This is a genomic window from Chitinophaga silvatica (assembly GCF_003419895.1).
In the GTDB taxonomy this organism is placed as follows: Bacteria; Bacteroidota; Bacteroidia; order Chitinophagales; family Chitinophagaceae; genus Chitinophaga; species Chitinophaga silvatica.
Genome location: NZ_QPMM01000006.1, coordinates 189,589 through 215,071 on the forward strand (window position 1 = coordinate 189,589; position 25,483 = coordinate 215,071).

The window sequence follows — 25,483 nt, forward strand, 5'->3', positions numbered from 1 at the left end:
CTTAATGCAGTAATTAAAAAGTATACAACAAGCTGAATGAATTTAATTAAAAACGTTTCATGACCGGTATATAGGCAATATCCTAAAAATGAGAAGATTAAAATTAGAAAGGACATAATTATAATTGAATATGCTATTATATTCTTTCTGTGTTCTTTTGGCATCTTTTGTAAGCATTCATCATTAGATTTCATCGCCAAAGATGCTAGTTGAAAATTCTGTTCTAATTCTCTTTCTTTTAGTTTGATATAATATTTTCAATTTGTGATTGAACATCAATTGATGATGGCAAATCAGAATCCATATTTTCTTCTGATTGGGGCGAAGAGTGTTGATGCGGAAGGTTGGATTGAGCTAACATATGGATTATATTTATAGGTTATTTCAAATTTTCCATAGCAATAAGTACCAGGTTCCGGGAGAATGAATCGTGTACTTTCAATTGCTTCTCTTTTAGTTTTTACAATTCTAATAAATGTGGCTGCGTCGACTACCTGTTTATATTTTTTCGGCTGTAAATATTCCTGAATGTCTATAAGTTTTGAATGCAAGGTTGAATTTTTTTACTATCGTAATTTACGGAAGTGGTTTTTTATGAACAAGGAAATAACGTTTAAAAATTTTAATGTTGAAGATTTGTGATCCTTAGAGTTTTTGTTGATAAATGATTTTTCAAAATGATTGTAGATTTATAATAAAAGAGCGAGGGGCTATTCTGGATGGAATAGCCCCTCGCTCTTTTATTATAAAGTTCGGATTAGAAACTATATCTAAGACCTAACTGCATTTGGTGACGTGAAGAGAAGAAATCTTTAGAGTAAGGAGTACCCGGATCTCCGAAAGTATAAGTCGGATAATTGTTTACTACTTTACCGGCAGAAGTCAGACCAACACTTGAAGTAGAGTTGAAGGTGTTGGAAGTGAAGTATTGGATACCCCATTCTTTATTCAACAGATTAGTCAGGTTGATGATATCGTAGGTAAGGGTGATAGTGTGAGTTTTCTTACCTGCGGTGAAGTTAAAGTCCTGGCTGAAACGGAAGTCGGCTTGTGTATTCCAAGGAGTACGGCCACCGTTACGCTCAGTGAACTGACCTTTACGGCTATTCAGGTATTTGTTGCTGCTAACGTAGTTCATAAACTCAGTAGCTTGTTGAGCTGCTGTTTTACCGTTATATCCATCATTGAAGAAGTTGGTAGCTTCAGCAACATCTTTAGGGATGTAAGCCAAACTAACTTGTTGAGGAGTATTTTGAACAGTAGCGTTTACGAAACCATAAGTAAATGGAGTACCTGAAGAAGTGTTGAAGAACACGCTGAAGTTAGACACCCATTTGTTTTTAGTACCCCAGTCTTGTTTGTAGTTTGCAGTAGCAACGATTCTGTTACGGATATCGAAGTTAGAGTAAGCCAATCCCGGATTGTTAGGATTTAAAGCCTGATTCAGCTGCCAGTTAGATTCCATTGAGTTACGGATACCGTTGGTGATATCTTTAGCCTGACCGTAAGTATAAGCAGTCATGAAGCTAAGACCAAATGGGAATGATTTAGAAACCTGAGCAGTGATGCTGTAACGGTAACCTTTATTAGTATTAGACAACAGGTAAGCGTTAGTAAACAGGGTGTTGATCTTACCATTATTATTACCAGCGTTCTTAACGTAGATCGGTTGCTGATGATTTACATCATACTCATAGTATTTTACTTCATCAGCGATATTTACCTGTTGGAACATCAGGTCATAGATAACTTTTGTATAAATACCTTCGATAGAGAATTTCCACATATCGCGGGTATTATATTCAAATGCGAGGCTACTTCTCCAGGCTTGTGGCATTTTGAAGTTGTTATCGATCATATCTACCTGAGTAGCGCTACCTGCATCATTAACTTTCTGGCCATTTTGAGCCGCGTAATCAGCAATACCATTTTTTGAAGGCTTAGCAGCTGGTAAAGGAGTGTTAACAGCCGGGCTGGTTGCATCGTAAGCACCGTAAGTAACACCGTTGTTATAGTAAGCATAACCTAACCATGCGAAAGGAATACGACCGGTGAATAAACCGCTACCACCACGTAAGATCATGCTGTTATCACCTTTGATATCGTAGTTAAAACCTAAACGAGGAGAGATTTGAACGTTGTTCAGGAAGTTGTTTTTGATATCCTGTGGTTTAGTGTAGGTATAGGTATTACCGTAGTTTGGATCTATCGGAGCTTTAATGGTTTTATCACTTAAAGGTTGTTTGTTAGGAATACCTGCGTAGTCGAAACGGACACCTGGAGTGATTTTGAAACGATCGGTAAGTTGAATGTCATCCTGTCCGTATAAGCTCATCAGATTAACTTTGAACTGAGCAGGAGGATTAGCCATGATATAGTCGCGGGAGTTATTAGTGTAGTTATAGTTACCACGTACGCGGCTAGGTTTGTTATCAAGGAAATCCTGAATTGTTTTATAATCAACACGTCCGTTCCAGGAGTTTACGAATCCGTAAGTAATGTTATAGAATTCGTTGTGAGTACCAATGGTGAAGGTATGTTTACCTTTAAAGATGGTTACGTTGTCGGTAACTTCAAAGGTTTTTTGCTTCATGTTGAAGATACTTGCTTCACGGTCAGTTCCCAGGAAGATGGTAGAACCAGGAATACGGCCACCAATCTGGATCTGAGGAACAGCAGGATCAGACAGTGGATCTCTGTAGTCATGAATGTTGGAATAACCCAGGATCAAGCTGTTAGAAAGTGTGCTGCTAAAGTTGCTTTTCAGTTCAGCAACGGTAGAAGACTGATTATTCACTTGTTTGAAGTCGATACCTTTGAAACGGAAGTTTTGTTGATCGCGCTCCAGGTTAGTAGCTTCAGAAGTGATAGTATTGTTACGTAAAGACAACTGATGTTTGTCGTTGATATGCCAGTCTAATCTGTTGAAGAATTTATTGGAGTTGGAATACATGCTGGTGTTACCTGCAGTACCCGGATTAACTCCATATTCCAGCATCTTATTAGTGATAGCTTCAGCATCGGCGACAGTAAGAATTTTGTTGTCAACTGATCCTGCAGCAAGGATAACCGGATCTACGCGGCGGGTAATTTCTTCGTTAGTGAAGAAGAATAATTTGTTCTTGATAATAGGGAAACCGATTCTAACACCAGTTTGATATTCATGGAAATCGCTAGGCAATTTAGAACCATCACCGGCATTATTTTTACCGATCATAGAAGCGTTACGACCGAAGCCATAGATAGAACCATGAACTTCGTTGGTACCGCTACGGGTTACAGCGTTAACGCTACCTCCGAGGAAGTTACCAACTTTAACATCAAATGGAGCTAATAATACCTGAACATCCTGAATAGCGTCGATAGACACAGGGTTAGTACGGGTGCTGCTACCAGGTTGACCGCTGGTATTGCTTTGTCCACCTAATGAAGGGCTAAAGCCGATAGCATCATTATTGATAGCACCATCTAAGGTTACGTTGTTGTAACGGTAGTTAGTACCCAGGAAAGAGTTGTTATTGCTTTGTGGAGTAACTTTAGTCAGATCCTGCAAGCTACGGCTGGTAGATGGCATGTTTTTAATTTGCTCCTGACCAATTCTGGTACCGGATTTACCTGCACCAGCATTACCGGTTACTACTACTTCACTAAGAGCAGTAGATTCTTCCTGTAATTTAAAGTTATAAGTGCTGGAACCTAATGGAAGGTTTACATCACTTTTAGTTTCTTTTTTATAGCCGATAAATGAAACAGTAATGGTGTATGGACCACCCGGATTGAGGTTAGGGAGGATGTAGCGACCATCTGTATTCGTTTGTACTCCTGATCTTGCGCCAGTACTTGTGTTTACAAGAACTACAGTAACACCCGGAATGGCCTGGCCTCCAGGGTCAGATACCTTACCTGATATAACAGCGGTGGTTACCTGAGCATCAGCGTTGTTATAAAATGCGATTACAAAGAGGCTAACTAGTAGCGTAAAGAATGATTTCATAAACTGTGTGTAAGTATTTTACAGGTGCAAAGAAACCAGTCCAAAACAACCAGAATGTTAACTGATTATTACGGAATTGTTAAGGAAGACCTAAAGCCACCTTAAAAAACTCGTTAACCGGTTAATTTGGGTTAAAATACTATCAGTTTTGGGCGTTGTTTTGAGAAGAGTGTTAACAAAATGAAAAATATGGGATAGGAAATAATTATTAAGAGAATGTGAACAATAAATAAGATAATATAACCTTAACGCATAAACGAAAAACCCTGCTTCTAAAAGCAGGGTGGCTTTACCTTAAATCCATCATCATTATTGATGATCAAGAATTTCGACTTTGAAAGTTCCGTCCGTTAAAGGTTTTTCAATTTCACCATTTATTAATACACCGGAGAATGTTCCCTCGGCGTGTCTATTATTAATACTTGTGATGTTTACAGTAACCGTTTTATCGACATACCCGTTTTCTTTAGGCTCAATATTCATAACGGCCATTTCTACCATGTTTTCGAAGGTACCAGTACCAATAGTATCAGGGAATGTGATCATTAACTCCATATGATTTCTGAAGTTATTGGTTAAACCATCAATAATTAATGTTTTCTTACCAGCATATAAAGTATCTGTAATAAAAGCGGTTGTAGCATTCGATTGATAAAGCACATTATCAATCTTAAAGGAAAAGATGCTTATTGCGTTTACTTTGTCTTTATTCGAACTGCAGGCGCTAAATATTACCAGCAATATAGCTGATAGGGCTAGTGTCAATTTCTTGAATTGCATAATGCTTCTTTTGGTTAGCTGTTCTCCTAGCTGAAGCAACCAGTGCCGGCCGCCTGGTCGAGCGGCCAGCGGAATTTATCATAGGATACTGGTCTTTTTCGTTGGCATAGGGATAATTACGGCTGCAATATATATAAAAAATACAAATTATAAAATTTTTGCATGGATGTGGATTTTCCCACAACAGATCTGCCGAAATGTACCTTATTGAGGCTGAAGCATTAGCGCAGTAAAACAAGGTAGATGCAGGTATTGATGCATTAAGATCAGAAAGTAAAAAGGTCGCCTCTACATAGTAGAGACGACCTTTTAATTATTAACATAAACAATTAAGCGTCGATCTTTGCATACTTCGCATGCGATTCGATAAAGGCCCTGCGTGGAGGTACTTCATCGCCCATCAGCATACTAAATACACGGTCTGCTTCTGCTGCACTTTCCAGTGTAATTTGTTTGAGGGTACGGAACTCAGGATTCATGGTAGTATCCCATAATTGTTCTGCGTTCATCTCTCCCAAACCTTTATAACGTTGAACAGTAACACTGTCTTCTTTTCCGGCACCAGCTAATTTTGAAGTAGCTGCTTTTCTTTCTTCTTCTGTCCAGGCGTAAATCTGTTCCTTACCTTTTTTAACCAGGTATAAAGGTGGTTGTGCAATATAAACATAACCCTGTTCTACCAAAGCCTTCATGTAACGGAAAACGAAAGTGAGGATAAGAGTAGCAATGTGACTACCATCCACGTCGGCATCCGTCATAATAACCAGCTTGTGGTAACGGAGTTTAGAGAGGTTTAATGCTTTATCATCTTCTTCAGTACCAATGGTTACACCAAGAGCAGTAAAGATATTTTTGATTTCATTATCCTCATATATTTTGTGTTCCATTGCTTTTTCTACGTTCAGGATTTTACCTCTGAGCGGCAGAATAGCCTGGAAGTTTCTGTTACGACCTTGTTTGGCAGTACCACCTGCGGAATCACCCTCAACCAGGAACAACTCACATTTTGTAGGATCATTGTCGGAGCAATCGGCCAGTTTACCAGGTAATCCGCTACCAGTCATTACACTCTTACGTTGTACCAGCTGACGTGCTTTACGTGCTGCTTCACGTGCCTGAGCTGCTAAAACTACCTTATTAATTACGGTTTTAGCTTCTCTTGGGTTTTCTTCGAGGTATGCATCCAATACTGCTGCAACTGAGCTATCTACAACCCCCATTACATCAGAGTTACCCAATTTGGTTTTGGTCTGACCTTCAAACTGAGGCTCAGGAACTTTAACGCTGATAATAGCGCTTAATCCTTCGCGGAAGTCATCTCCGGTTACTTCAACCTTAGATTTCTCGAATAATTTATTCTTATCACCATAGGATTTGAATACACGTGTAATCGCTCTACGGAAACCGGCTACGTGTGTACCACCTTCAATGGTATTGATATTATTTACGTAAGAGAAGATATTCTCACTGAAAGCATCATTATAAACAAGTGCTACTTCTACCGCAACGTTAGATGCAGCATCATGCGCTTCTACATAAATAGGAGTAGGTAATAAAGGATTACGGCGACCGCTTTTATCCAGCATCTGGATAAACTCCTTAATACCACCTTCGCTGTAGAAATTTTCAGAGAAGAAATTGCCATCGTCATCTTTTTCCCGCTCGTCGATCAGGGTAATGTTGATCTTACGATTCAGGTAAGATAACTCTCTTAAACGGCTGGCTAAGATTTCACGGTTGTAGGTTGTTTCCTTGAAAATCTCTCCGTCTGGTTTAAATAATGTAGTGGTTCCGGTTCCTTCACTGACACCAATTTCACGAACGGCATACTGAGGGATACCACGATGGTATTCCTGCTCAAATATTTTGCCTTCTCTTTCTACTGTAACGTGAAGTCTGTCGCTCAATGCGTTTACGCAGCTTACCCCTACTCCGTGCAAACCTCCGGATACCTTGTATGTGTTTTTGTCGAATTTACCACCGGCGTGTAATACGGTCATTACAACTTCCAGTGCCGAACGTCCTTCTTTCGGAATGATGCCGGTAGGAATACCACGGCCATCATCCTTTACCCGAATGGAGTTATCGCCCAGAATTGTTACTTCAATATTTTTGCAATAACCAGCCAGGGCTTCATCTATGGAGTTATCCACAACCTCGTAAACGAGATGGTGTAACCCTTTGATGCCAATATCGCCAATATACATGGCCGGGCGCTTACGTACCGCTTCCAGACCTTCTAAAATCTGTATACTCCCCGCGTCATATCCGCTGCTGCTGGGGCTAGGTGTTTGCACTAATTCTTCGCTCATATGTTGGGTAAAATCTTTTAGAAATAAAATCGGTAGACAATCACGCAAAAATACGAAAAATAAGCCTTATTTCCACAAAAGAATACTGGTTTTAAAGAGGTATGGATATGCTATAAATTGGCCACGCCTACTATCTCCTTGGTACCGTCAAATAAAGTTTTCCACACAAGGTTGAAAAATGATTTATGAATATCCCGGTTATGGTTCATTGTTGCAACACGTTCCTTATCTCCCGGAGACGGATTAGAGTCCTTGATAACCATTATGTTAGCTACAAAACTCAATAATCCCCTGCGTTTATATTCTTTATGCTCCTTATCCTGCTGCAAAACAGCAATTCTAAGGTTTTTATATAGTAATCGCATATTTCCTGTAGCTTTTCTCTCATCTCCTTTAATATTGAAGTCCAGCTCCTGCAAATCACAAGACCTTATTTCCAGCATTGCCAATGCTTTTGTTGCCACATTCAGGTCTTTCCCATTCATATTATTCAATTTGCCTGTTACACTGAATCTGGCGGTTTTATCATTCAATATAAAATCAAATTTCGCCCTTAATTTCCCGCTTTGCATAAAGATCGCGTCCAAATTGGCAATCAAATGGTTGTTTTGGGCAATTATTGAGTCGATGTTCGTCAGATTTGTAAATACCCCGTGGATATTTCTGAAGTTTATTACACCTGTTTGTTGGGTAGCCGGATTTTTCTCTGCATACTGGATACTCACATTATTACCAACCAGCGTATCGAAATTAAAAGGGATCGTTATTTTTTCTAATTGCTGTTGCGGTGCTTTTCCTAATTTGTTACCAGGTTCTTCAGGTAGAGAACGATCACGGTAAATATTAAATCTTCCTCCTCCTATATCTACTCTTTCCGCCCAGATCTGTTGCTCCTGTAATAGGAGCATCGGATTTAATTCTTTGATACTGATATCATTGAATACGATATCATAAAGATCCTTTTGTACGCCGTTTATTTTCTGGAACTCATCTTTATCGTATCTCGGCTCTATTTGAAACTGACCTATATGAAAAGTTCTGTTGGCCGCGTCATACTTGATTTTCTTCGCATAAACCGTATATAGGCTGTCTTTGGATTTATGGGTGTAATCTTTCATCCCTATTTCGTAATTCCTTGCATACAGAAAACGGGTAGGGTCTTTCAGGGCAACAGAATCTATCAGCAAATCATTGATATTCATCTTCAGGTTTCTGAATTGATGAATAATCCTGGAAGAATCTTTTTTTATAAAAACATATTTGATAGCAATGCTATCTAGGTTAATATTACCAATATAGAGAGATTTAATACTTCGGGTGATTTGCTGATAGGCAGTTTTAGGAGCAGTAGTATCTATAGTTGTTTGATTCTGTTCTACTTCTACTCTTGATCCTGAAACTACTATTTCACCTGCACTTAATTTTTTTCCAATGAAGTATTTGAGGAGCTTAAAGTATTTGAGTTCCAGTTTATCAATCTCAACGACATAAAGATTTTCCGGTGCTCTTAACTCACCTTTTAATCGTTGATATACCAGTGTATCCGGGGCCATGCGCAGGTGTTCGACCAATACGCTGCCCGATAGAACATCCAGTTTCAGGTTTTGAAATCTTACGTCATATAAGCTGTCGGAAATTGCGCTTACATAAGCTGGTAGTTCTTTTTTCAGGAGTGTGTTCCAATGATTGTTTAGATACCATCCGATAAAGAACATGCCTAATATCAGGGAACTGAATATTATCAGGAGAGTTTTCAGGAATCTCGAATTGTTTTTTTGCTCGTTTGCCATCCGTACAGATAAAACTAAATTTATACCAAGGAAGTTTTGATCAATCTACGAAAAATTCTATATGTTAAGTTACTATTGTAATCTGACTGTCAAAACCTCAACGCTTAAAAAATGAATCCCTAAATTTGTGATTCTTATAACAATCCGGACGATTAAAATTAGCTACAAGTGAAAGATTTACAGGATTTATTAGCATTGGCAATACCGCAGCCAGCAATGAGCCATCAATTGCAGCTGGCAGAAGAGAGCAGCGTGTCTGTTCCTGATTGTTTGGAATTTACCCTACAGCGATTTACGTATGATTCTCCTTTGCCGGTAGAAGACGTGGCAATGGTGGTTTATCAGCCTGCCAAAAGAGGCCAGGCTGCAGCAATTGAGCTTCGTTATTGTGTAGCGGGCAATAAATACTGTAAGAACCCTGGATGTACAGATCAGCTTTGTGCTGCCAAAAAAGAACCTTGCAGCAATAAGGATTCTGTAGACTTAATTACTGTACGTTTCCAGCCTACTTTCATTCAGGCTTTACAGAAGGGAGCAACTAATTTCTCCATCTTTGATAATCAATCCCGTAAGCCTTTCGTAAAGAATATACAACCATGTACAAAATCCAAGTCGGTATTGGAAACCATGGTACATAATGATTACGAAGGGGTTCTGAAAAATATATTCCTGCAAAGCAGGGCTTTGGATCTGTTACTGTATAGTTCTGATCAGTTTGTGAAGAACGATATTGATGAGCGTTATGGTTGTAGATTCCTTACTCAGATGGAAGATCGGGGTAAGATTGAGAAAGCCCGTGATATTTTGCTCGAACAACTGGATGCGCCCATTACTATCAAGGATTTGGCCCGTAAAGTTGCCATGAACGAGTGTTACCTTAAGAAAGGGTTCAAAGCTATGTATGGCACTACTATTTACGACTATTTCCAGAAAGAGAGAATGGAGAAGGCAAAAGGGCTTTTATATGAGAAAGGCATGTCTGTATCTGAAGTAGCCATGTTGATGGGATATTCCTGTATTTCACACTTTTCTACTGCCTTTAAGAAGCATACAGGGCTGAAACCGTGTGAATTATTACTTCGCTAATTCATTTTTCCCTTTTCGATCATTACTTTTCCCGAATTGAGAAGCCAAAGAGATAATCTCGTCGTTTCTTTGTAACACGATAGGCAGATATCTATTTGCGTTTCCTATAAGCTTCCTTAATAGATTTGACCATAGGAAGAAATTTTCCGAGAATAAGCATGAATGTCAAACACCATCTAAGCCATAATTGTCGGAAAATTATCTACCTAACTTATAATAAAGCCTCTTGCATTAGCAAGGGGCTTTTGATTTTTGGTAGTAATCCTGATAATTTGGATAGATAACTAAAAAAGAAAACCCCGCCCAAAAGAGCAGGGTCTGTCCTATTTATCCCTATACCTATGAAATACGAATTTGAATTATTCAGTTACGGTACCTGCTTCGTTCAGCAACACAGATTTCTCTGTACCATTTTCCTGAATATTGATTTTGTAGTATGCAGCTACATCTGATCTCTCAATTTTCCAACCATCTTTTATGGTTGCATCCGGATATTTTGATTTCAGGGTACTAGCCACTGATTCCGGTAAATTTTGAGCATCATATGCGCTTCTGGTGGCAACCCATTTGCCATCTGCATCATACTCTGCAGTAGTATTAATATTTTCTTTCTGGAAATTTGCGGTCCAATGACCAGCACTGGTTTTAGTCCACTTAGCCACTGAAGTACCCGCAAAAGTCTGATCAAAAGAACTTTTCACCGCATCCGGAGCAACTACCGGTTTGGCTTCTATTTTTGTTTTTTTAACTGATTTTTTTTGCTGAGCAAAAGTTATGCCGGAAGTGAATAGAACCGCACAAAAAATTAACGTCAACTTTTTCATGTTCGATATGGTTTACCGTTGGGTTAAAGATTAATAACAGGTTTTTCTAACTCTTCCTTGCAAATTAGCTAAAACAATGCCAAAAACGCAAAACAAGCACTCTTTATTGCAAATTAGTAAAAAAACAATAAAAAATATTCAGAAAGCCCGGTTTTTAATAAAGTTCACCCTTTCGGAGCCGGCGTATTTTCGTAACTTTGCACAATTTTAAACAATTATCATTAAATAACATCAAAGGACGGGGAATTGTTTTATGTCCAGCAAATATCAGGAATATAACCAGCTGAATTTACCTCAGATCGAGAAAGAAATACTGCAACACTGGGAGCAGTACCAGGCTTTTGAAAAAAGCGTGGAAGTACGCGAAGGCGCGACCCCTTTCGTGTTTTATGAAGGCCCTCCAAGCGCCAACGGTTTGCCTGGCATTCACCACGTGATTTCTCGTACCTTGAAGGATTTGGTGTGCCGTTACAAAACTATGAGCGGTTTCCAGGTAAAACGTAAGGGAGGATGGGATACCCATGGTTTACCAGTGGAACTGGGCGTAGAAAAAATGTTAGGTATCACTAAAAAAGATATCGGAACTAAAATTTCCATTGCCGAGTATAATGATACTTGTCGTAGCGAAGTATTGAAATATAAAGACAAGTGGGATGACCTTACCCGTAAAATGGGCTATTGGGTTGATCTCCAGGATCCATATATTACTTTCGATAATAACTATATCGAAAGTTTGTGGTGGGCGCTTAAAACTCTTTATAGTAAAGGATTCCTTTACAAAAGCGTAAGCATCCAACCTTATTCTCCTGCTGCCGGAACAGGTTTGAGCTCCGCAGAATTAAACCAGCCAGGTACTTACAAGAATGTAAAGGATACCACTATAGTAGCCATGTTTAAAGCTACTAAAGCGGCTAATTCTCAATTCCTGTTTGATGCTGCCGGTTCTGATGAAGTATTTTTCATGGCATGGACTACCACCCCATGGACTTTACCATCTAACCTGGGTTTAACAGTAGGACCTAATATAGATTACGTACTGGTTAAAACTTTAAACCAGTATACACATCTTCCTATCAATGTTGTTATCGCGAAAGACCTGCTGGGTAAATACTTTAAGCCGGAAGGTGAGAACGCCGATTTCGCTGCTTACCAGGAAGGTGATAAAGTAATTCCATGGTCGATATTAACCGGTTTTAAAGGAAAAGACCTGGAAAATATCCGCTATGAGCAGTTATTGCCATACGCACAACCTGAAGAAGGAGATCCGTTCAGAGTAATCCTGGGCGACTTCGTAACTACCGAAGATGGTACAGGTATCGTACATACTGCACCGGCTTTTGGTGCCGACGATAATCGCGTTGGTAAAAAGAATAATCTGGGTATCCTCATCCTGGTCGACAGAGAAGGTAAGTTTACCGACAATGTAGGTGAGTTTTCAGGACGTTTTGTAAAGAATTACAAAAACGAAACTGATTACAAAGATGTGGATGTTGATATAGCTGTTAAGTTGAAAAAGGAAAATCGTGCTTTCAAAGTAGAAAAGTACGAACACTCCTATCCTCACTGCTGGCGTACCGATAAACCAGTACTGTATTATCCGCTGGATGCCTGGTTTATTAAAACTACTGCGAAGAAAGACAGAATGGTGGAATTGAATAAAACCATCAACTGGAAACCTGCTTTCACCGGTACCGGACGTTTCGGTAACTGGTTGGAAAATATGGTTGACTGGAATCTTAGCCGTAGCCGTTACTGGGGTACTCCTCTTCCAATCTGGAGAACAGAAGACGGAACAGAAGAAAAATGTATTGGAAGCATTGAGGAATTGAATACTGAAATCCGCAAGGCAAATGAAGTTTTAGGAGGTGATGTTAATAAGTCTTTCCTCCACGACGGAATTCTTGACTTACACAAACCATATGTAGATGAAATCGTACTGGTAAGTGATTCAGGAAAACCAATGCGTCGGGAACCGGATTTGGTGGACGTATGGTTCGACAGTGGAGCAATGCCTTATGCACAATGGCACTATCCGTTTGAAAATAAAGATCTGATAGAAAAAGGAACAGCTTTCCCGGCAGATTTCATTGCGGAAGGGGTTGACCAAACCCGTGGCTGGTTCTATACTTTACACGTACTGGGAGTTTTATTGTTTGATAACGTAGCTTATAAAACAGTGGTTTCCAATGGTTTGGTATTGGATCAGTTTGGCCAGAAAATGAGTAAACGTCTGGGCAATGTTGTAAATCCTTTTGATACAATTGAGCAATTTGGTGCTGATGCAACCCGTTGGTATTTAATCACCAACGCATCGCCATGGGATAGCCTGAAGTTCGATATTAAAGGTATTGGTGAGGTTCAGCGTAAGCTGTTCGGTACCCTGTACAATACATATAACTTCTTTGCTATGTATGCAAATCTCGACAATTTCACTTTCAAGGAAGCATACATACCATTAGAAGAGCGTCCGGAAATTGATCGTTGGATCATTTCAGTACTGAATACACTAGTTAAGGATGCTACCAGCTACTACGATGACTATGAGCCTACTCAGGCGGGTAGAGCTATCGAAAAATTTGTGGATGAGCAATTGAGCAACTGGTATGTAAGACTGTGTCGTCGCCGGTTCTGGAAAGGGGATTACGAACATGATAAGATTAGTGCGTATCAGACCTTGTATGAATGTCTGGAAAAAATTACACAGTTGATGGCTCCGGTTTCCCCATTCTTTACAGATTGGTTATTCAATAATCTGAATAAGGTTTCCGGGCGTATAGCGGCCCAATCCATTCACCATACTGATTTCCCTGTTGTGAATGAGGCTGCTTTAGATACCGACCTGGAAGAAAGAATGCAGTTGGCCCAGGATATTTCCAGCCTGGTATTATCCTTGCGTAAAAAAGTGAATATCAAGGTACGGCAACCTCTGCAGAAGATCTTAATTCCGGTCTCTAATCCAAAAATGCAGGAACAAATAGAAAAAGTAGCTGATCTCATAAAAAGTGAAGTGAATGTCAAAGGGATTGATTATCTTACAGAAACAGCGGGTTTCATCAAGAAAAAAATCAAACCCAACTTCAAGTCGCTAGGCCAAAAAATGGGTGCGAAGATGAAATCTGTAGCAGCCGCTATCACTGCCTTTACAGAGGCTGATATTGCTACTATTGAACGTGAGGGTCACTTTGCCCTGCATTTAGACGGAGAGCAGCTGCAAATCCAATTATCTGATGTCGAGATTATTTCTGAAGATATCCCAGGATGGACAGTAGCTAATAAAGGTGCTTTAACGGTAGCGCTTGATATTACTATTACTCCACAATTACAGGATGAAGGAAATGCGAGGGAATTAGTGAACAGAATCCAAAAGATTCGAAAAGACAGTGATTTTGCTTTAACTGACAGAATTGATGTTTCGATACAGAGTCCGGAAGCCCTTAAATCGGCCATTGTGAACTATAATGACTATATTTGCACGGAAATTTTGGCAGACAGCCTGGAACTAGTGGAGCGATTACATGATGGTACAGAAATAGAGGTGAACGACCTTAAATTTAATGTATTAGTTAACAAAAAAAGCTAATCCCCCATGGCAACAAAAAAGAAAGTTGCTACTAAAACGACTCAAAAGGCAGCTCCGGCAAAAAAAACTGTGGCTAAGGCTACTCCTGCTAAAAAGGCTGCAATACCTGCTCCGGCAAAAAAAACAACGCCTGCTCCTAAAGCGGCTGCTAAAACTGCAGCCCCTGCTAAAACAGCACCCAAAGCAAGCACTGTTAAAGCCCTAGCAAAGCCTTCTAAAGCAGAGCCAGCTCAAACAGCCCAAAAGGTTGCGTCTGCACCTCAAACAGTGGAGAAAAAAGGAACTGCCCAAGCTAAAACATCCGTCACGAAAGTTGCTGTACCTGCAAAATCGACCGTTAACAATGAACCTGCTGTAAAGCAGAAAGTGGTTACGAAAAGTGTTTCCGCTGAGACAAAACCATTTATTTCTAAGTCAGAAGAAAAAGAACTTAAAACGATGGCAGTAAAGAAAGCAGATCCTAAGGTAGAAGTTGCTAAGGAGAAAGAATCTTCAAAGAAAGCAGCTGAAAAGCCTGTTAAGGCTGAAAAATCAGTAAAGGCGGAAAAATCCGAGAAACCCGAGAAAACTGAAAAATCAGAAAAAAAGGGTGGAAAATCTACTTTGGTATCTTATCAACCTGAGTTTACCAAGTCGGTGCTGGACCAACCCGCCACACCAAGCGGTCCTGTTTTCAGATATAGTGATACTGACTTGCAAGAATTTAGAGAGCTTATCCAAAAGAAACTGGAAGCAGCTAAAAAAGAACTAATCTATTTGCAAGGACTCATCACCCGTAAAGATGAAGCAGGAACCGACGATACTGAAAATAAATATATGAGCATGGAAGATGGCAGTGGCTCTCAGGAAAGAGAACAACTCAACCAAATGGCCAGCCGTCAGATTCAATTTATTGATCACCTGGAAAAAGCAATGGTGCGTATCGAAAATAAAACCTATGGCATTTGCCGCGTAACCGGTAAACTCATAGACAAAGCACGCCTCAGAGCTGTTCCGCATGCTACTTTAAGTATTGAAGCTAAATTGGCTAAAAGTAAATAATTACTTAAACGTATAAACGAAAAGAGGGCCGACCATTACTTTGGTCGGCCCTCTTTTTTTTTCCTTAAGTATTTCCGGCCTTACGCTCTATTTACATCTTTCTTCTTTTTCATCTGCCTGATCGCCAGATACAATACCCCCGCTCCTGCCAATGCAACCAGGCTTCCAATCCCTATTCTCTTTGCCTGACGCTTATTAATTGAAGGTAATTTTAAATTTTTGGAACTGGCCGGAGCTATCTCCAATAATCCATGTAACGATAAACCGTAAATAATTTTATCGGCAACCTTTTCTACAGCACCTCCACAAGGTTGTGGACAAAATGCTACGCCAACGCCTGCACGCATCAGCAATTCCTGGTCTCTGGAAGGATCCCCAACATAAATTATATTCTGCGCATTAATGTTATACTGCCGGTCGATATACGGAAACATATTACTTCTGCAATATTCTCCACCCTGCATAAAATATTCCGCTGCTGTAAACTCACCCGTTGCTACACTATTTACCATATGTAATTTGTTGGCAAATACGAAATCCATCCCTAGCTTATTCTTAATATGCCTGCCAATTGTATCAAATCCATCGGTGATCAGACCAACGGCATAGCCACGCTTTTTCAATTCCCTGACAATCTCTCTGATGCCTGGTACTAAAGGAATTGCATCTGCTATCTCCAGTAATTCAGCAATATTTCTTCCTTCAAATAACTGCGCTGCTAATTGTAATGAGGTAAGTGTATCAAATTTAGATGATCTGATATATTCCAATGTTTCTTCCTGTTCAAAGGCCAGAGCTGCACATTCGAGATAATCTGCCCTGAAAACTACCTGGTCTAAATTGAAAATAACCATCTTTTGCAGCTTATCAATAGATTCCAGAATTGAATATTCCATCTGTTCTCTGATCAGATTAATATTTCCAAGTGTCTCCAGATTTTCCTGTGGTATATTCTCTGCTTTTTTCAAAATAGTTCTGGATACTTCTCTCGACATTTTGCTGAGCTGTTCCCAGGTTTGCATAGCATTTTCTATCTTCCCTATGTTCGCTTCCACAATGCGGGCACCCGATTGATGCATGTCGATGAGGAGACCAATATCAACCCCATAATCATTCTCAAAATGAACATTGGATAGAAATGATTTGCGGGCTGCAATCATTCCGCTTAAAGGTTGTTGAAAATGTGCAAGATCGGGATACAAAATACTTAGCAGCGGCTTGGCCACCAATTGAGTGACCCTGCCAGCCTGCCTTTCAAAATAGGATTTGACAAAGTCGGCTTCGTCATTCTCGATAGGATTTGTAAGGAGATCAATAATGTTATCGGGGTAGGTTAATATATCTCCGTCTACATATGCTACGATGTCATATTTAGCGGCCATCATTCCTTCACGCATAGAAATTCCCTTACCTCTCTGGCTACTGGTAATAACTCTGACTTGTTCTTTCATGGCTTCTTCTACAGTGTTATCTGTAGAATTATCATCCACAACAATTACTTCAATTCTACGTGATGTTTTCTTAACGGTTCTGATAACCTGGCGTATGGTAGCACCTTCGTTTAATACAGGAATTACGATTGATATCATAGGAGTTCACTATGTTAAAAGGTTAATAAATAGTGCTGCAAAGAGCGCCTGTTGGCATTTACAAGTGCGCAACTATCAAAAACCATACCCCTATACGAATCTGGTTATTTGAACTCCTGCATTTCTACCAGTCTATAATATAATCCTTGTTGCTGCATTAATACTTCGTGTGTACCTTTTTCCTTGATTTCTCCTTTATCCATCACCACTATTTCATCGGCATATTGTATAGTGCTTAAGCGATGCGCAATAACAATGGTAGTACGGTGCTGCATCAAATTATCTAATGCCGATTGTACAAGTTTCTCTGCTTCAGCATCTAATGCAGATGTAGCTTCATCAAGTATTAGAATAGGCGGGTTTTTATAAATTGCTCTTGCGATAGTAAGACGTTGACGCTGGCCTCCACTGAGTTTAGAGCCTCTGTCGCCAATCGACGTATTATATCCTTCATCGAGTTGTTCAATAAATTCATGCGCATTGGCAATCCTGGCAGCTGCAATAATTTCGTTCATATCCGGATCAGGATCTCCGAATGCTATATTATTTACTACAGTATCATTAAATAGAATGGCTTCCTGAGATACAATGCCAATCAGCTTTCGCAGGTCATTGAGTTTTAAATCCCTTACATCGTTACCGTCTATACGTACTGAGCCATGATTTACATCATAAAACCTTGGCAGCAAATCAGCCATCGTTGATTTACCAGCTCCACTCCTTCCGATAAGCGCTACCATTTTACCTTTGCTGATCTTAAGATTAATTCCTTTTAATACTTCCTGTTGCTCATATCGGAAATTCACATTTTCATAAACAATTGCATCATTAAAGGAATCAATAGATTTGGCTGTAGGCTTTTCTTCTATACTCACCTCTGCATCCAGTATTTTAAATATTCTTTCGCTTGATACAATTCCCTTTTGCATGGTGGTAATAGCTGAAGAAATATTCTTTGCCGGCTGCATGATCTGGCTGTAAAAAACCAGGTAGGTAATGAAAGTAGCGCCAGTAAGCAGATCGCTGCCATTTAAAACAAGTGTTCCTCCATATATAACAATTACAACAATGATTATTACGCCAATGATTTCTGAAATTGGAGAGGCTAGTTCACGTTGGTTGTAAATTTTCTTACTGATCTTCACAAAGCTGTTATCTACATCTGCAAATTTTTTCTTCATGAATTTTTCAGCCGTAAACGATTGAATAATTCTGATACCACTAAGGGTTTCATCCGTAACGCTAAGAATTTTTCCTAAGAGTGTTTGGCTCGACCAGCTTTTTTGTTTTAGCTTTTTTGAAATGTATGAAAGCAATCCGCCTGAAACAGGAAAGAAGATAATGGTGAAGATGGTTAATTTCACTGAAAGATAAAACAGTGCAATGAAGTAGCCTATAATGATAAACGGATCACGTAATAAAATCTGAATCGCACTTACTACATTGTTTTCTATCTCCTGCACGTCGTTTGTCATGGTAGACAACAGATCGCCTTTTTGTTGGGAACTATAGTAGCTGAGAGATTGTTGATTGAATTTTTCGTATAGTCGTGTACGAAGTTTTGACATCATGGTGAGTTTGAGCCGAACCATGACCCTGGCGCTCATATATCTGCCAAGGTTAGCCACGGTAATACAAATTCCTATAACGGCACAAACAAAATACAGCGCACTTTTGATGGAGCCGCTGGTTTGAATGAAATTGTAGAAGTAGTAATTAAACAGATCTACAAAATATTGAATTGAAAATGTAAAAGTTGGATGAACCAATTCTTTAGGAACAGCTTCTACCTGCTCAAAGATGACATTTAGCAGCGGGATGAGCATTGCAAAATTTACCATTCCGAACAGGATGCCTATAAAGGTATAGATGACGTATTCGGGAAGATAGTGGTGTAGAGGAGTGGCAAATTTCAGTAATCGCTTAAATGTCTTCATTTCTCTTGAACTTTTAGCTGTTTTTCTTGAAAGTTGGACAAAAATAACATAATTACCAGTGGAAGGGTATAATTGACACCATACTTTGCCGGAATTGGGTTATTTTCGCGGATGACGGGGTGAAGAAAGCGACTGAGTGAGGAAAAGCCCCTGTTTAAAATATGATTAAAATTGAAAGCGATGCAGGAAACTAAAAGGCAAAAACAAGTAGGACAACTGGTGCAGGAAGAACTTAGCGGTATATTCCAGCGTATTGGATTGAATGTGGTAGATGGCGGAATGATATCAATTGCTGCAGTAAAGATGACTCCCGATTTATTGGAAGCCAAGGTTTACCTGAGCATGTTTAAGTTCAATTCTCCCCAGGAAATGTTGGATCACATCAGAAAAGAGAGGATGGGAGAGATCAAGAAATTGTTGGGAATTGGATTAGGAAAGCATTTGCGTAGAATTCCTGAACTGAGTTTCTTCATTGATGATACATTGGATTATGTGTTTAAGATGGAGGAATTATTTAAGAAGATTAAGGAAGACGACGCCAATATTAAAGGAGAGAATAAATAATCAATATTGGATTCATGGTTTGGCAATTTGCTTCCCGCTATTTCAAAGCTAAAAAATCAACCAATGCCATAAATATTATTGCATGGGTGAGCGTGGTGGCTATTGCTGTGGGTACTGGGGCGCTCATTATTGTTTTGAGTGTTTTCAATGGCTTTGAAGAATTAGTAAAGTCTTTATACTCCTCATTTTATCCGGCTATCAAGGTAATCCCTGCTACCGGGAAAACCATTTTATTAACCCCGGAGCAACTGAATGAAATTAAATCCATTCCCGGGGTGGCCCATTATTCAGAAGTAATTGAAGAAAGGGCGGTATTGAGATATGGCGATGAGCCTACCATAGCCATTCTGAAGGGGGTTGATAGTAATTATAATGAAGTTACAGACGTTAAAAGTAACATCGTCAGAGGGCGTTTCGATACGGGCGATTCGGTTGCTTACAGGGCGGTACTTGGATTAGAGCTTGAGGGCGCTATGGAAGTAGATGTGGTGCACAGTCTTGCTCCTATTACTGTTTATTTGCCCCGGCGAAATGTAACTACCATTGTTACGCCCGAAGATGCCCTGAATAATGGTGTATTATATCCTGTTGGCACTTTTGCCATTCAGCAAGAGTTTAACAGTAAGTTTGTAATCACGAATATCGACTTCCTGAGGGGATTACTGGAGTTTGGACCTACAGAGATGTCGGCTTTGGAGATGTCTCTTACTAAAGGAACAAATGATAATAAAGTAAAATCAGCATTAGAACATATTTTGGGCGAAAAGTATGTTGTTCAGACTCGATTTGAGCAAAATCGGTCTTTATATTCTATCATGAATGTAGAGAAATGGGCAGTATATGTGATCCTGACTTTCATAATGATAATAGCAGCATTTAACATGATAGGTTCGCTGTATATGCTGGTAATGGAGAAGGAAAGGGATATTACGATCTTAAAGGCTATGGGGGCAAAGAAATCGTTAGTGATGCGAATTTTTCTGGCAGAAGGATTAATTATAGCCGGTATAGGAACGGGAATTGGTTTTGGGATAGCAATATTATTTTGTTTGCTGCAACAACATTTTGGATTTATAAAATTGGAAGGAACATCATTCGTGGTCGACTCTTATCCGGTAAGTATGCACCTTGCAGATTTTGTGTTGGTGTTTATAACGATATTGATTATTGGAGTGGGGGCAAGTTGGTATCCGGCCAGGAGAGCCGCGAAAGAAGCGATGTCATTAAAGTCGACATAATTTATTTTAAATCGATAATAGTTCTATAAAATAGGGCTGACCAATATTTGGTCAGCCCTATTTTATTTATAGCAATAAAATGATTTAGTAATCACCTAAAGTTTCTGGTAATTGAGCTAATGCTTTAGCCAGTTGTTCATCGCTAGGAGCGATACCATGCCATTCGTGATGACCTTCCATAAAGTCAACCCCTTGGCCCATCACAGTTTTCATCATGATAGCAATAGGTTTTCCTTTACCAGCGAGTGCTTTAGCTTTTTCTAAAACAGCCACTACGTCATCCATATCGTTACCGTTCATATGTAAGACTTCCCAACCGAATACCTGGAATTTTGCGCCAACGTCTCCGAGGCCTGCAACATCTTCGGTGGTACCATCGATTTGCTGACCGTTCAGATCTACGGTTACGATTAAGTTGTCGACTTTATTATGAGGAGCAAAGATTAATGCTTCCCAGATTTGTCCTTCTTCCAGTTCACCATCACCAGTCAGGCAGAAGACAAGATTTTTATCGTTGTTTAATTTTTTCGTTAGGGCGGCACCGATAGCCACGCTGATACCCTGACCAAGAGAACCTGAAGCGATACGGATACCTGGCAGGTGCTCGTGTGTAGTAGGATGACCTTGCAAACGGCTATTCAGTTTACGGAAAGAACCTAGTTCCTGAACCGGAAAGTAACCTGAACGGGCAAGTGCACTATAAAACACCGGAGAGATGTGACCGTTAGAGAGGAAGAATACATCCTGGTTTTTACCATCCATATCAAATGGAGCAGGTTGATGATCCATTACCTTGAAATAAAGAGCCGTAAGAAAATCTGCACACCCTAAAGATCCGCCTGGGTGGCCGCTTTGAACGCCATGAACCATTCTTACAATATCCCGTCTGATCTGGGTAGCTATATCTTTGAGCTGTGGCATGATAGTTGTGTTTTTAGAGCCGCAAAACTAATAGATTTTATAAGAATTTGTGGCGGTTGTTATTTTTTTTGCGCTTCCAAAGTATTCAAAAAATTGAAATTTTTAAGGGTTTCTTTTCATATTTGATTGAAATTAATATCTTTGTACTATCAAGCCCCACCAATGGAGAATGTATTAATTGCTACCGTCCTAAGTTTTGTGGTAACCTATTTTTCAATTCCAATACTAATCAAAGTCGCGGAATTAAAGCATTTATACGACGAGCCGGACGAAAGAAAAACCCATAAACAGCGTATACCTACGCTGGGAGGAATCGGATTTTTTTCCGGTTTCATCATTGCTTCAGCTATCTGTGTACCTGCTGTGGCAAATTCCCCGTTCCAGTATATGATGGCTGCTTTCTTTATCATTTTCATGGTTGGAATGAAGGATGATTTAGTAGGTCTGTCACCGTTAAAGAAATTAATTGGACAATTAGCCGCGTCATTTGCCATTATCTATCTAGGTAATTTGCAAATAACAAGCATGTACGGAGTACTGGGCATTCATACACTTCCTCCTAATGTAAGCCTGATCTTCACTTACTTTACTTTTATTGTTGTAATTAATGCATTCAATCTGATTGATGGAGTGGATGGGCATGCTGGTAGTATAGGCTTACTCGTGAGTGCTGTATTGGGTGCTTATTTCCTTCACGTTGGTGAAGTTACTTATGCGGTAATAGGATTTGCAATGGCCGGAGGCTTAGCAAGTTTCCTTATATATAATATCTCTCCTGCCAGAATTTTCATGGGCGATACAGGATCACTGCTTATTGGCCTGGTCAATGCTGTCTTAGTCCTGAAGTTCATTGAAGTGGCAGGTAACCCTGCCGCCAAGATGCCAATTGCATCTACTCCGGCAGTAGCGTTTGCCATCCTGATAGTACCTTTATTCGATACATTAAGGGTTTTTGCTGTAAGGATGTTACAAGGCAGATCGCCTTTCTCGGCAGACAGAAATCATATTCACCACTATCTGCTAGATTTAAGATTAAACCACAGACAAACTACCCTGGTATCTGTTGCCATCAACGCATCTTATATCCTTGGCGCCTTTATCTTACAAGGTCTTGGTGCTACATTACTACTGATGGTGGTTATAGGGTCTGCTACTTTCTTTACCGGGTTACTATATGTTTCCCGCAAGAAAAAGATTGCTGCAGCTCAATTGGTACCAGAGCCGGTAGTCCAACCCATTACAACTGTTAAGGATACCAATAAGATCCTTCGGGTTACTACAAACGGAGTATTACAAGATAAATAATCGTTTTTTATAATTTACGGTTAGCATTTCCCTGCCTATTCTCAGATCGTTACTTTGACGATTAAAAGAAAACCTGTAGGTTTGCACGCACTTAACTTTATATGTTATGCAAGACGATCTAACGCTTATCATTGAAGATGCTGCAAGCACAATGACGAAAGCTCTAACACACCTGGAGCAGGAGCTTACAAAAATCAGAGCAGGAAAGGCTAATCCACAGATTCTGGATGGTATTACTGTTGACTACTACGGTGCACCTACCGCCCTCAATCAAGTTGCTAACGTAAGTGTGGCCGATGCTCGTACTCTTACTATACAACCATGGGAGAAAAATATGCTGCAACCTATCGAAAGGGCTATCATCGCAGCTAACATCGGTATTAACCCTCAAAACGATGGTGTAATCATCCGCTTATTTTTACCTCCTCTCACCGAAGAACGCAGAAAAGAATTCGTAAAAAGAGTAAATAACGAAGGAGAGCAGGCTAAAGTGGCTATTCGCAATATCCGCAGAGATGCTATCGAATCAATTAAAAAGCTTCAGAAAGATGGATTGAGCGAAGACAGCGCTAAAGATGCAGAAGCGGACATTCAGCAATTAACCGACAAAAACATCGTGTTGGTTGATAAACATTGTGATGTTAAGGAGAAAGAGATCATGGCAATCTAATTAAACGTTTTCCTACTTATAAAGTAAAAAATCGGTTGTTTCTACACTGTAGAGGCAACCGATTTTGTTTTAATGACCTTTTTTACTCGCCAGATTCACTAAATACACTCCCGCAAGTATAATCAACATACTGATAATCTGCACCCAGTTTATACTTTCATGAGCTACAAGCCCCCATCCCACTGCTACTATTGGTAATGCGTAAGCAACCATCGATGCCAGTACTGAACCGGCCCGTTTTATCAATAAAAAGAATAATACTGCTGCAACTCCGGTACCCATTACTCCAAGCACCAAACCTGCGCTTAACGAGCGCCAGGGCGCATTTGCTGTGGCAAATTGAGGAAAAAAATCACTAAACCATAGAATCGGGAAAGTAATTAGTCCACAAAAAAACATGGCTATGCTCCCCAATTGAATAGAAGAAAAACCCTTCAGATGATGATGTACCAGGCTAATATTAACTCCATAACTGATTGTAGCCAGTATTACAAGAAAAGCATAGTACCAATGATGGTTTGCACTTATCCCTTTTGAGGTGAATAATAAAACCACACCTGCCAATCCTACGAATATACCTGTAAGCTGTTCTTTACGAAATGGGCTTTTAAAGATCAGAATTCCAGAAAGTAGCGCCATTAATGGTGTAAGCGCATTCATAATACCAGCTAATGAACTGTCGATCTCTGTTTCTGCAATACAGAACAGAAAAGCAGGTATACCATTGCCCAATAATCCTGAAAGAAAGATCACGGGTAGCTTGTTTTTCGGGGTTTGTTTTAATGCTTTTGGCAAAAATGGCAATAGCGCTAATCCAGCTGCTACGAGTCGCAGACTGGCAACCTGGTAAGAGGTAAAGGCCTCTAAACCTATTTTCATTAAAATAAAAGAGCTGCCCCAGGTAAGAGATAACAAAACAAAAACTCCCCAGTTAGCAAATCGTTGATCCATGATATTTGATTCAGGATACAAAAGTGCGGGGATTCGGATTGACTAACAAAATATAAATTCGCAATGCAACAGTTATGGACTGATTTTGTTAAATTTAGTTATAAGAATGCTCTATTATGGCCAAAATTAAACTCTCAGCAATCAGCACAACTGCTCCCAAGAAATTAGATAAAGATAAAGTTAGGGCTGCAACCCGGGAACTTCTACTTGAGCTGGATGAATTGCAAAATTTGTTATATGCCCAACATAAGTACTCTGTATTACTGGTGATCCAGGGAATGGATGCCAGTGGAAAAGATGGGCTAATAAAAAATGTAACCGGAACCTTAAACCCGCAGGGGGTAATGGTATCTTCTTTTAAAGCTCCCACACCGGAAGAAATGGACCATGACTTCCTGTGGAGAATCCATAAACATGCTCCCGCCAAAGGAATGATAGAGGTTTTTAATCGCTCTCATTATGAAGATATTCTGGTGCAACGTGTTCATAAATGGATTGATGATAAAACCGCAGTCAAAAGAATGAAAGCTATCAATGCTTTCGAAAAATTACTGGCCGAACATAACAATACACAAATCATCAAGTGCTATCTGCATGTTTCGCATGAAGCACAACAACAACGATTGGTGGAACGAACTGAAGATCCACGTAAAATGTGGAAATATAATGAGAATGATCTGGCAGAATCTAAGCTCTGGCCTCAGTATATGGATGCTTATGAAGATGCGATTAATAATTGTAACGATATCCCCTGGCTGATTGTACCTTCTGATCAGAACTGGTATAAAGAATACCTGGTTGCTCTAACGTTGAGGGATACACTTAAATCGCTTAATATGAAATATCCTCGATTGAAGAAGTAAAAATATTTTACTATTTGTTTAGCTTTGTCATTCATTTT

General features: G+C 39.6%; 18 protein-coding genes. 8 read left to right on the top strand and 10 right to left on the bottom strand.

Annotation, left to right across the window (positions count from 1 at the left end; all coding sequences use genetic code 11):
* Window positions 1–293: 293 nt before the first annotated feature.
* The 5 genes from DVR12_RS11925 to DVR12_RS11945 all read right to left on the bottom strand — a co-directional run bounded on the left by DVR12_RS11925 (window position 294) and on the right by DVR12_RS11945 (window position 8,876).
* A complete protein-coding gene (locus tag DVR12_RS11925; protein WP_116975900.1) occupies window positions 294–551 on the bottom strand; it encodes a hypothetical protein in 258 nt (85 codons plus the stop codon).
* A gap of 206 nt (window positions 552–757) precedes the next feature.
* The gene (locus tag DVR12_RS11930; RefSeq protein ID WP_116975901.1) at window positions 758–3,994 is read right to left on the bottom strand and encodes a TonB-dependent receptor; all 3,237 of its coding nucleotides are present in this window, start codon (window positions 3,992–3,994) and stop codon (window positions 758–760) included.
* Window positions 3,995–4,303: 309 nt separating this feature from the next.
* Window positions 4,304–4,774 carry a hypothetical protein gene (locus tag DVR12_RS11935; RefSeq protein WP_116975902.1) on the bottom strand — a complete coding sequence of 157 codons (471 nt, stop codon included), beginning with the start codon at window positions 4,772–4,774 and terminating at the stop codon, window positions 4,304–4,306.
* Window positions 4,775–5,103: 329 nt separating this feature from the next.
* Window positions 5,104–7,086, bottom strand: coding sequence for a DNA topoisomerase (ATP-hydrolyzing) subunit B (gene gyrB / locus DVR12_RS11940; RefSeq protein ID WP_116975903.1), 1,983 nt, complete (start codon window positions 7,084–7,086; stop codon window positions 5,104–5,106).
* A gap of 110 nt (window positions 7,087–7,196) precedes the next feature.
* On the bottom strand, window positions 7,197–8,876 hold the full coding sequence (locus DVR12_RS11945) for a hypothetical protein (RefSeq protein ID WP_116975904.1): 1,680 nt from the start codon (window positions 8,874–8,876) through the stop codon (window positions 7,197–7,199).
* Between the two features lie 168 nt (window positions 8,877–9,044).
* On the opposite strand from DVR12_RS11945, the gene DVR12_RS11950 reads away from it, so the two are divergent.
* On the top strand, window positions 9,045–9,962 hold the full coding sequence (locus DVR12_RS11950) for a helix-turn-helix domain-containing protein (RefSeq protein WP_116975905.1): 918 nt from the start codon (window positions 9,045–9,047) through the stop codon (window positions 9,960–9,962).
* Between the two features lie 359 nt (window positions 9,963–10,321).
* Here the strand turns inward: DVR12_RS11950 and DVR12_RS11955 are convergent, their stop codons facing one another.
* On the bottom strand, window positions 10,322–10,786 hold the full coding sequence (locus DVR12_RS11955) for a PepSY-like domain-containing protein (protein WP_116975906.1): 465 nt from the start codon (window positions 10,784–10,786) through the stop codon (window positions 10,322–10,324).
* Between the two features lie 253 nt (window positions 10,787–11,039).
* On the opposite strand from DVR12_RS11955, the gene ileS reads away from it, so the two are divergent.
* Both ileS and DVR12_RS11965 read left to right on the top strand, forming a co-directional pair.
* The gene (gene ileS, locus DVR12_RS11960) at window positions 11,040–14,366 is read left to right on the top strand and encodes an isoleucine--tRNA ligase (RefSeq protein WP_116975907.1); all 3,327 of its coding nucleotides are present in this window, start codon (window positions 11,040–11,042) and stop codon (window positions 14,364–14,366) included.
* A 6-nt stretch (window positions 14,367–14,372) separates the two neighbouring features.
* Window positions 14,373–15,407 (top strand): TraR/DksA C4-type zinc finger protein, encoded by a 1,035-nt coding sequence (locus DVR12_RS11965; RefSeq protein WP_116975908.1) that lies wholly within the window; start codon window positions 14,373–14,375, stop codon window positions 15,405–15,407.
* Between the two features lie 80 nt (window positions 15,408–15,487).
* Here DVR12_RS11965 and DVR12_RS11970 read toward each other — a convergent pair whose 3' ends face one another.
* Complete coding sequence (locus DVR12_RS11970; protein WP_116975909.1) at window positions 15,488–16,996, bottom strand: glycosyltransferase; 1,509 nt, start codon at window positions 16,994–16,996, stop codon at window positions 15,488–15,490.
* Between the two features lie 104 nt (window positions 16,997–17,100).
* The gene (locus DVR12_RS11975; protein WP_116975910.1) at window positions 17,101–18,933 is read right to left on the bottom strand and encodes an ABC transporter ATP-binding protein; all 1,833 of its coding nucleotides are present in this window, start codon (window positions 18,931–18,933) and stop codon (window positions 17,101–17,103) included.
* A 180-nt stretch (window positions 18,934–19,113) separates the two neighbouring features.
* On the opposite strand from DVR12_RS11975, the gene rbfA reads away from it, so the two are divergent.
* Together rbfA and DVR12_RS11985 are read left to right on the top strand one after the other, a co-directional pair.
* A complete protein-coding gene (gene rbfA, locus DVR12_RS11980) occupies window positions 19,114–19,497 on the top strand; it encodes a 30S ribosome-binding factor RbfA (RefSeq protein ID WP_116975911.1) in 384 nt (127 codons plus the stop codon).
* 14 nt (window positions 19,498–19,511) lie between these two features.
* Window positions 19,512–20,735 (top strand): FtsX-like permease family protein, encoded by a 1,224-nt coding sequence (locus DVR12_RS11985; protein WP_116975912.1) that lies wholly within the window; start codon window positions 19,512–19,514, stop codon window positions 20,733–20,735.
* An 84-nt stretch (window positions 20,736–20,819) separates the two neighbouring features.
* Here DVR12_RS11985 and DVR12_RS11990 read toward each other — a convergent pair whose 3' ends face one another.
* Window positions 20,820–21,656, bottom strand: coding sequence for a transketolase (locus tag DVR12_RS11990; protein WP_116975913.1), 837 nt, complete (start codon window positions 21,654–21,656; stop codon window positions 20,820–20,822).
* 162 nt (window positions 21,657–21,818) lie between these two features.
* On the opposite strand from DVR12_RS11990, the gene DVR12_RS11995 reads away from it, so the two are divergent.
* Both DVR12_RS11995 and frr read left to right on the top strand, forming a co-directional pair.
* Window positions 21,819–22,961, top strand: a complete 1,143-nt coding sequence (locus DVR12_RS11995) for a glycosyltransferase family 4 protein (protein WP_116975914.1) — start codon at window positions 21,819–21,821, stop codon at window positions 22,959–22,961.
* A 106-nt stretch (window positions 22,962–23,067) separates the two neighbouring features.
* The gene (gene frr, locus DVR12_RS12000; RefSeq protein WP_116975915.1) at window positions 23,068–23,631 is read left to right on the top strand and encodes a ribosome recycling factor; all 564 of its coding nucleotides are present in this window, start codon (window positions 23,068–23,070) and stop codon (window positions 23,629–23,631) included.
* Between the two features lie 69 nt (window positions 23,632–23,700).
* Here frr and DVR12_RS12005 read toward each other — a convergent pair whose 3' ends face one another.
* The gene (locus tag DVR12_RS12005; RefSeq protein WP_116975916.1) at window positions 23,701–24,582 is read right to left on the bottom strand and encodes a DMT family transporter; all 882 of its coding nucleotides are present in this window, start codon (window positions 24,580–24,582) and stop codon (window positions 23,701–23,703) included.
* 116 nt (window positions 24,583–24,698) lie between these two features.
* Here DVR12_RS12005 and DVR12_RS12010 point away from each other — a divergent pair, with 116 nt between their 5' ends.
* On the top strand, window positions 24,699–25,445 hold the full coding sequence (locus tag DVR12_RS12010; RefSeq protein ID WP_116975917.1) for a PPK2 family polyphosphate kinase: 747 nt from the start codon (window positions 24,699–24,701) through the stop codon (window positions 25,443–25,445).
* Window positions 25,446–25,483: the final 38 nt, after the last annotated feature.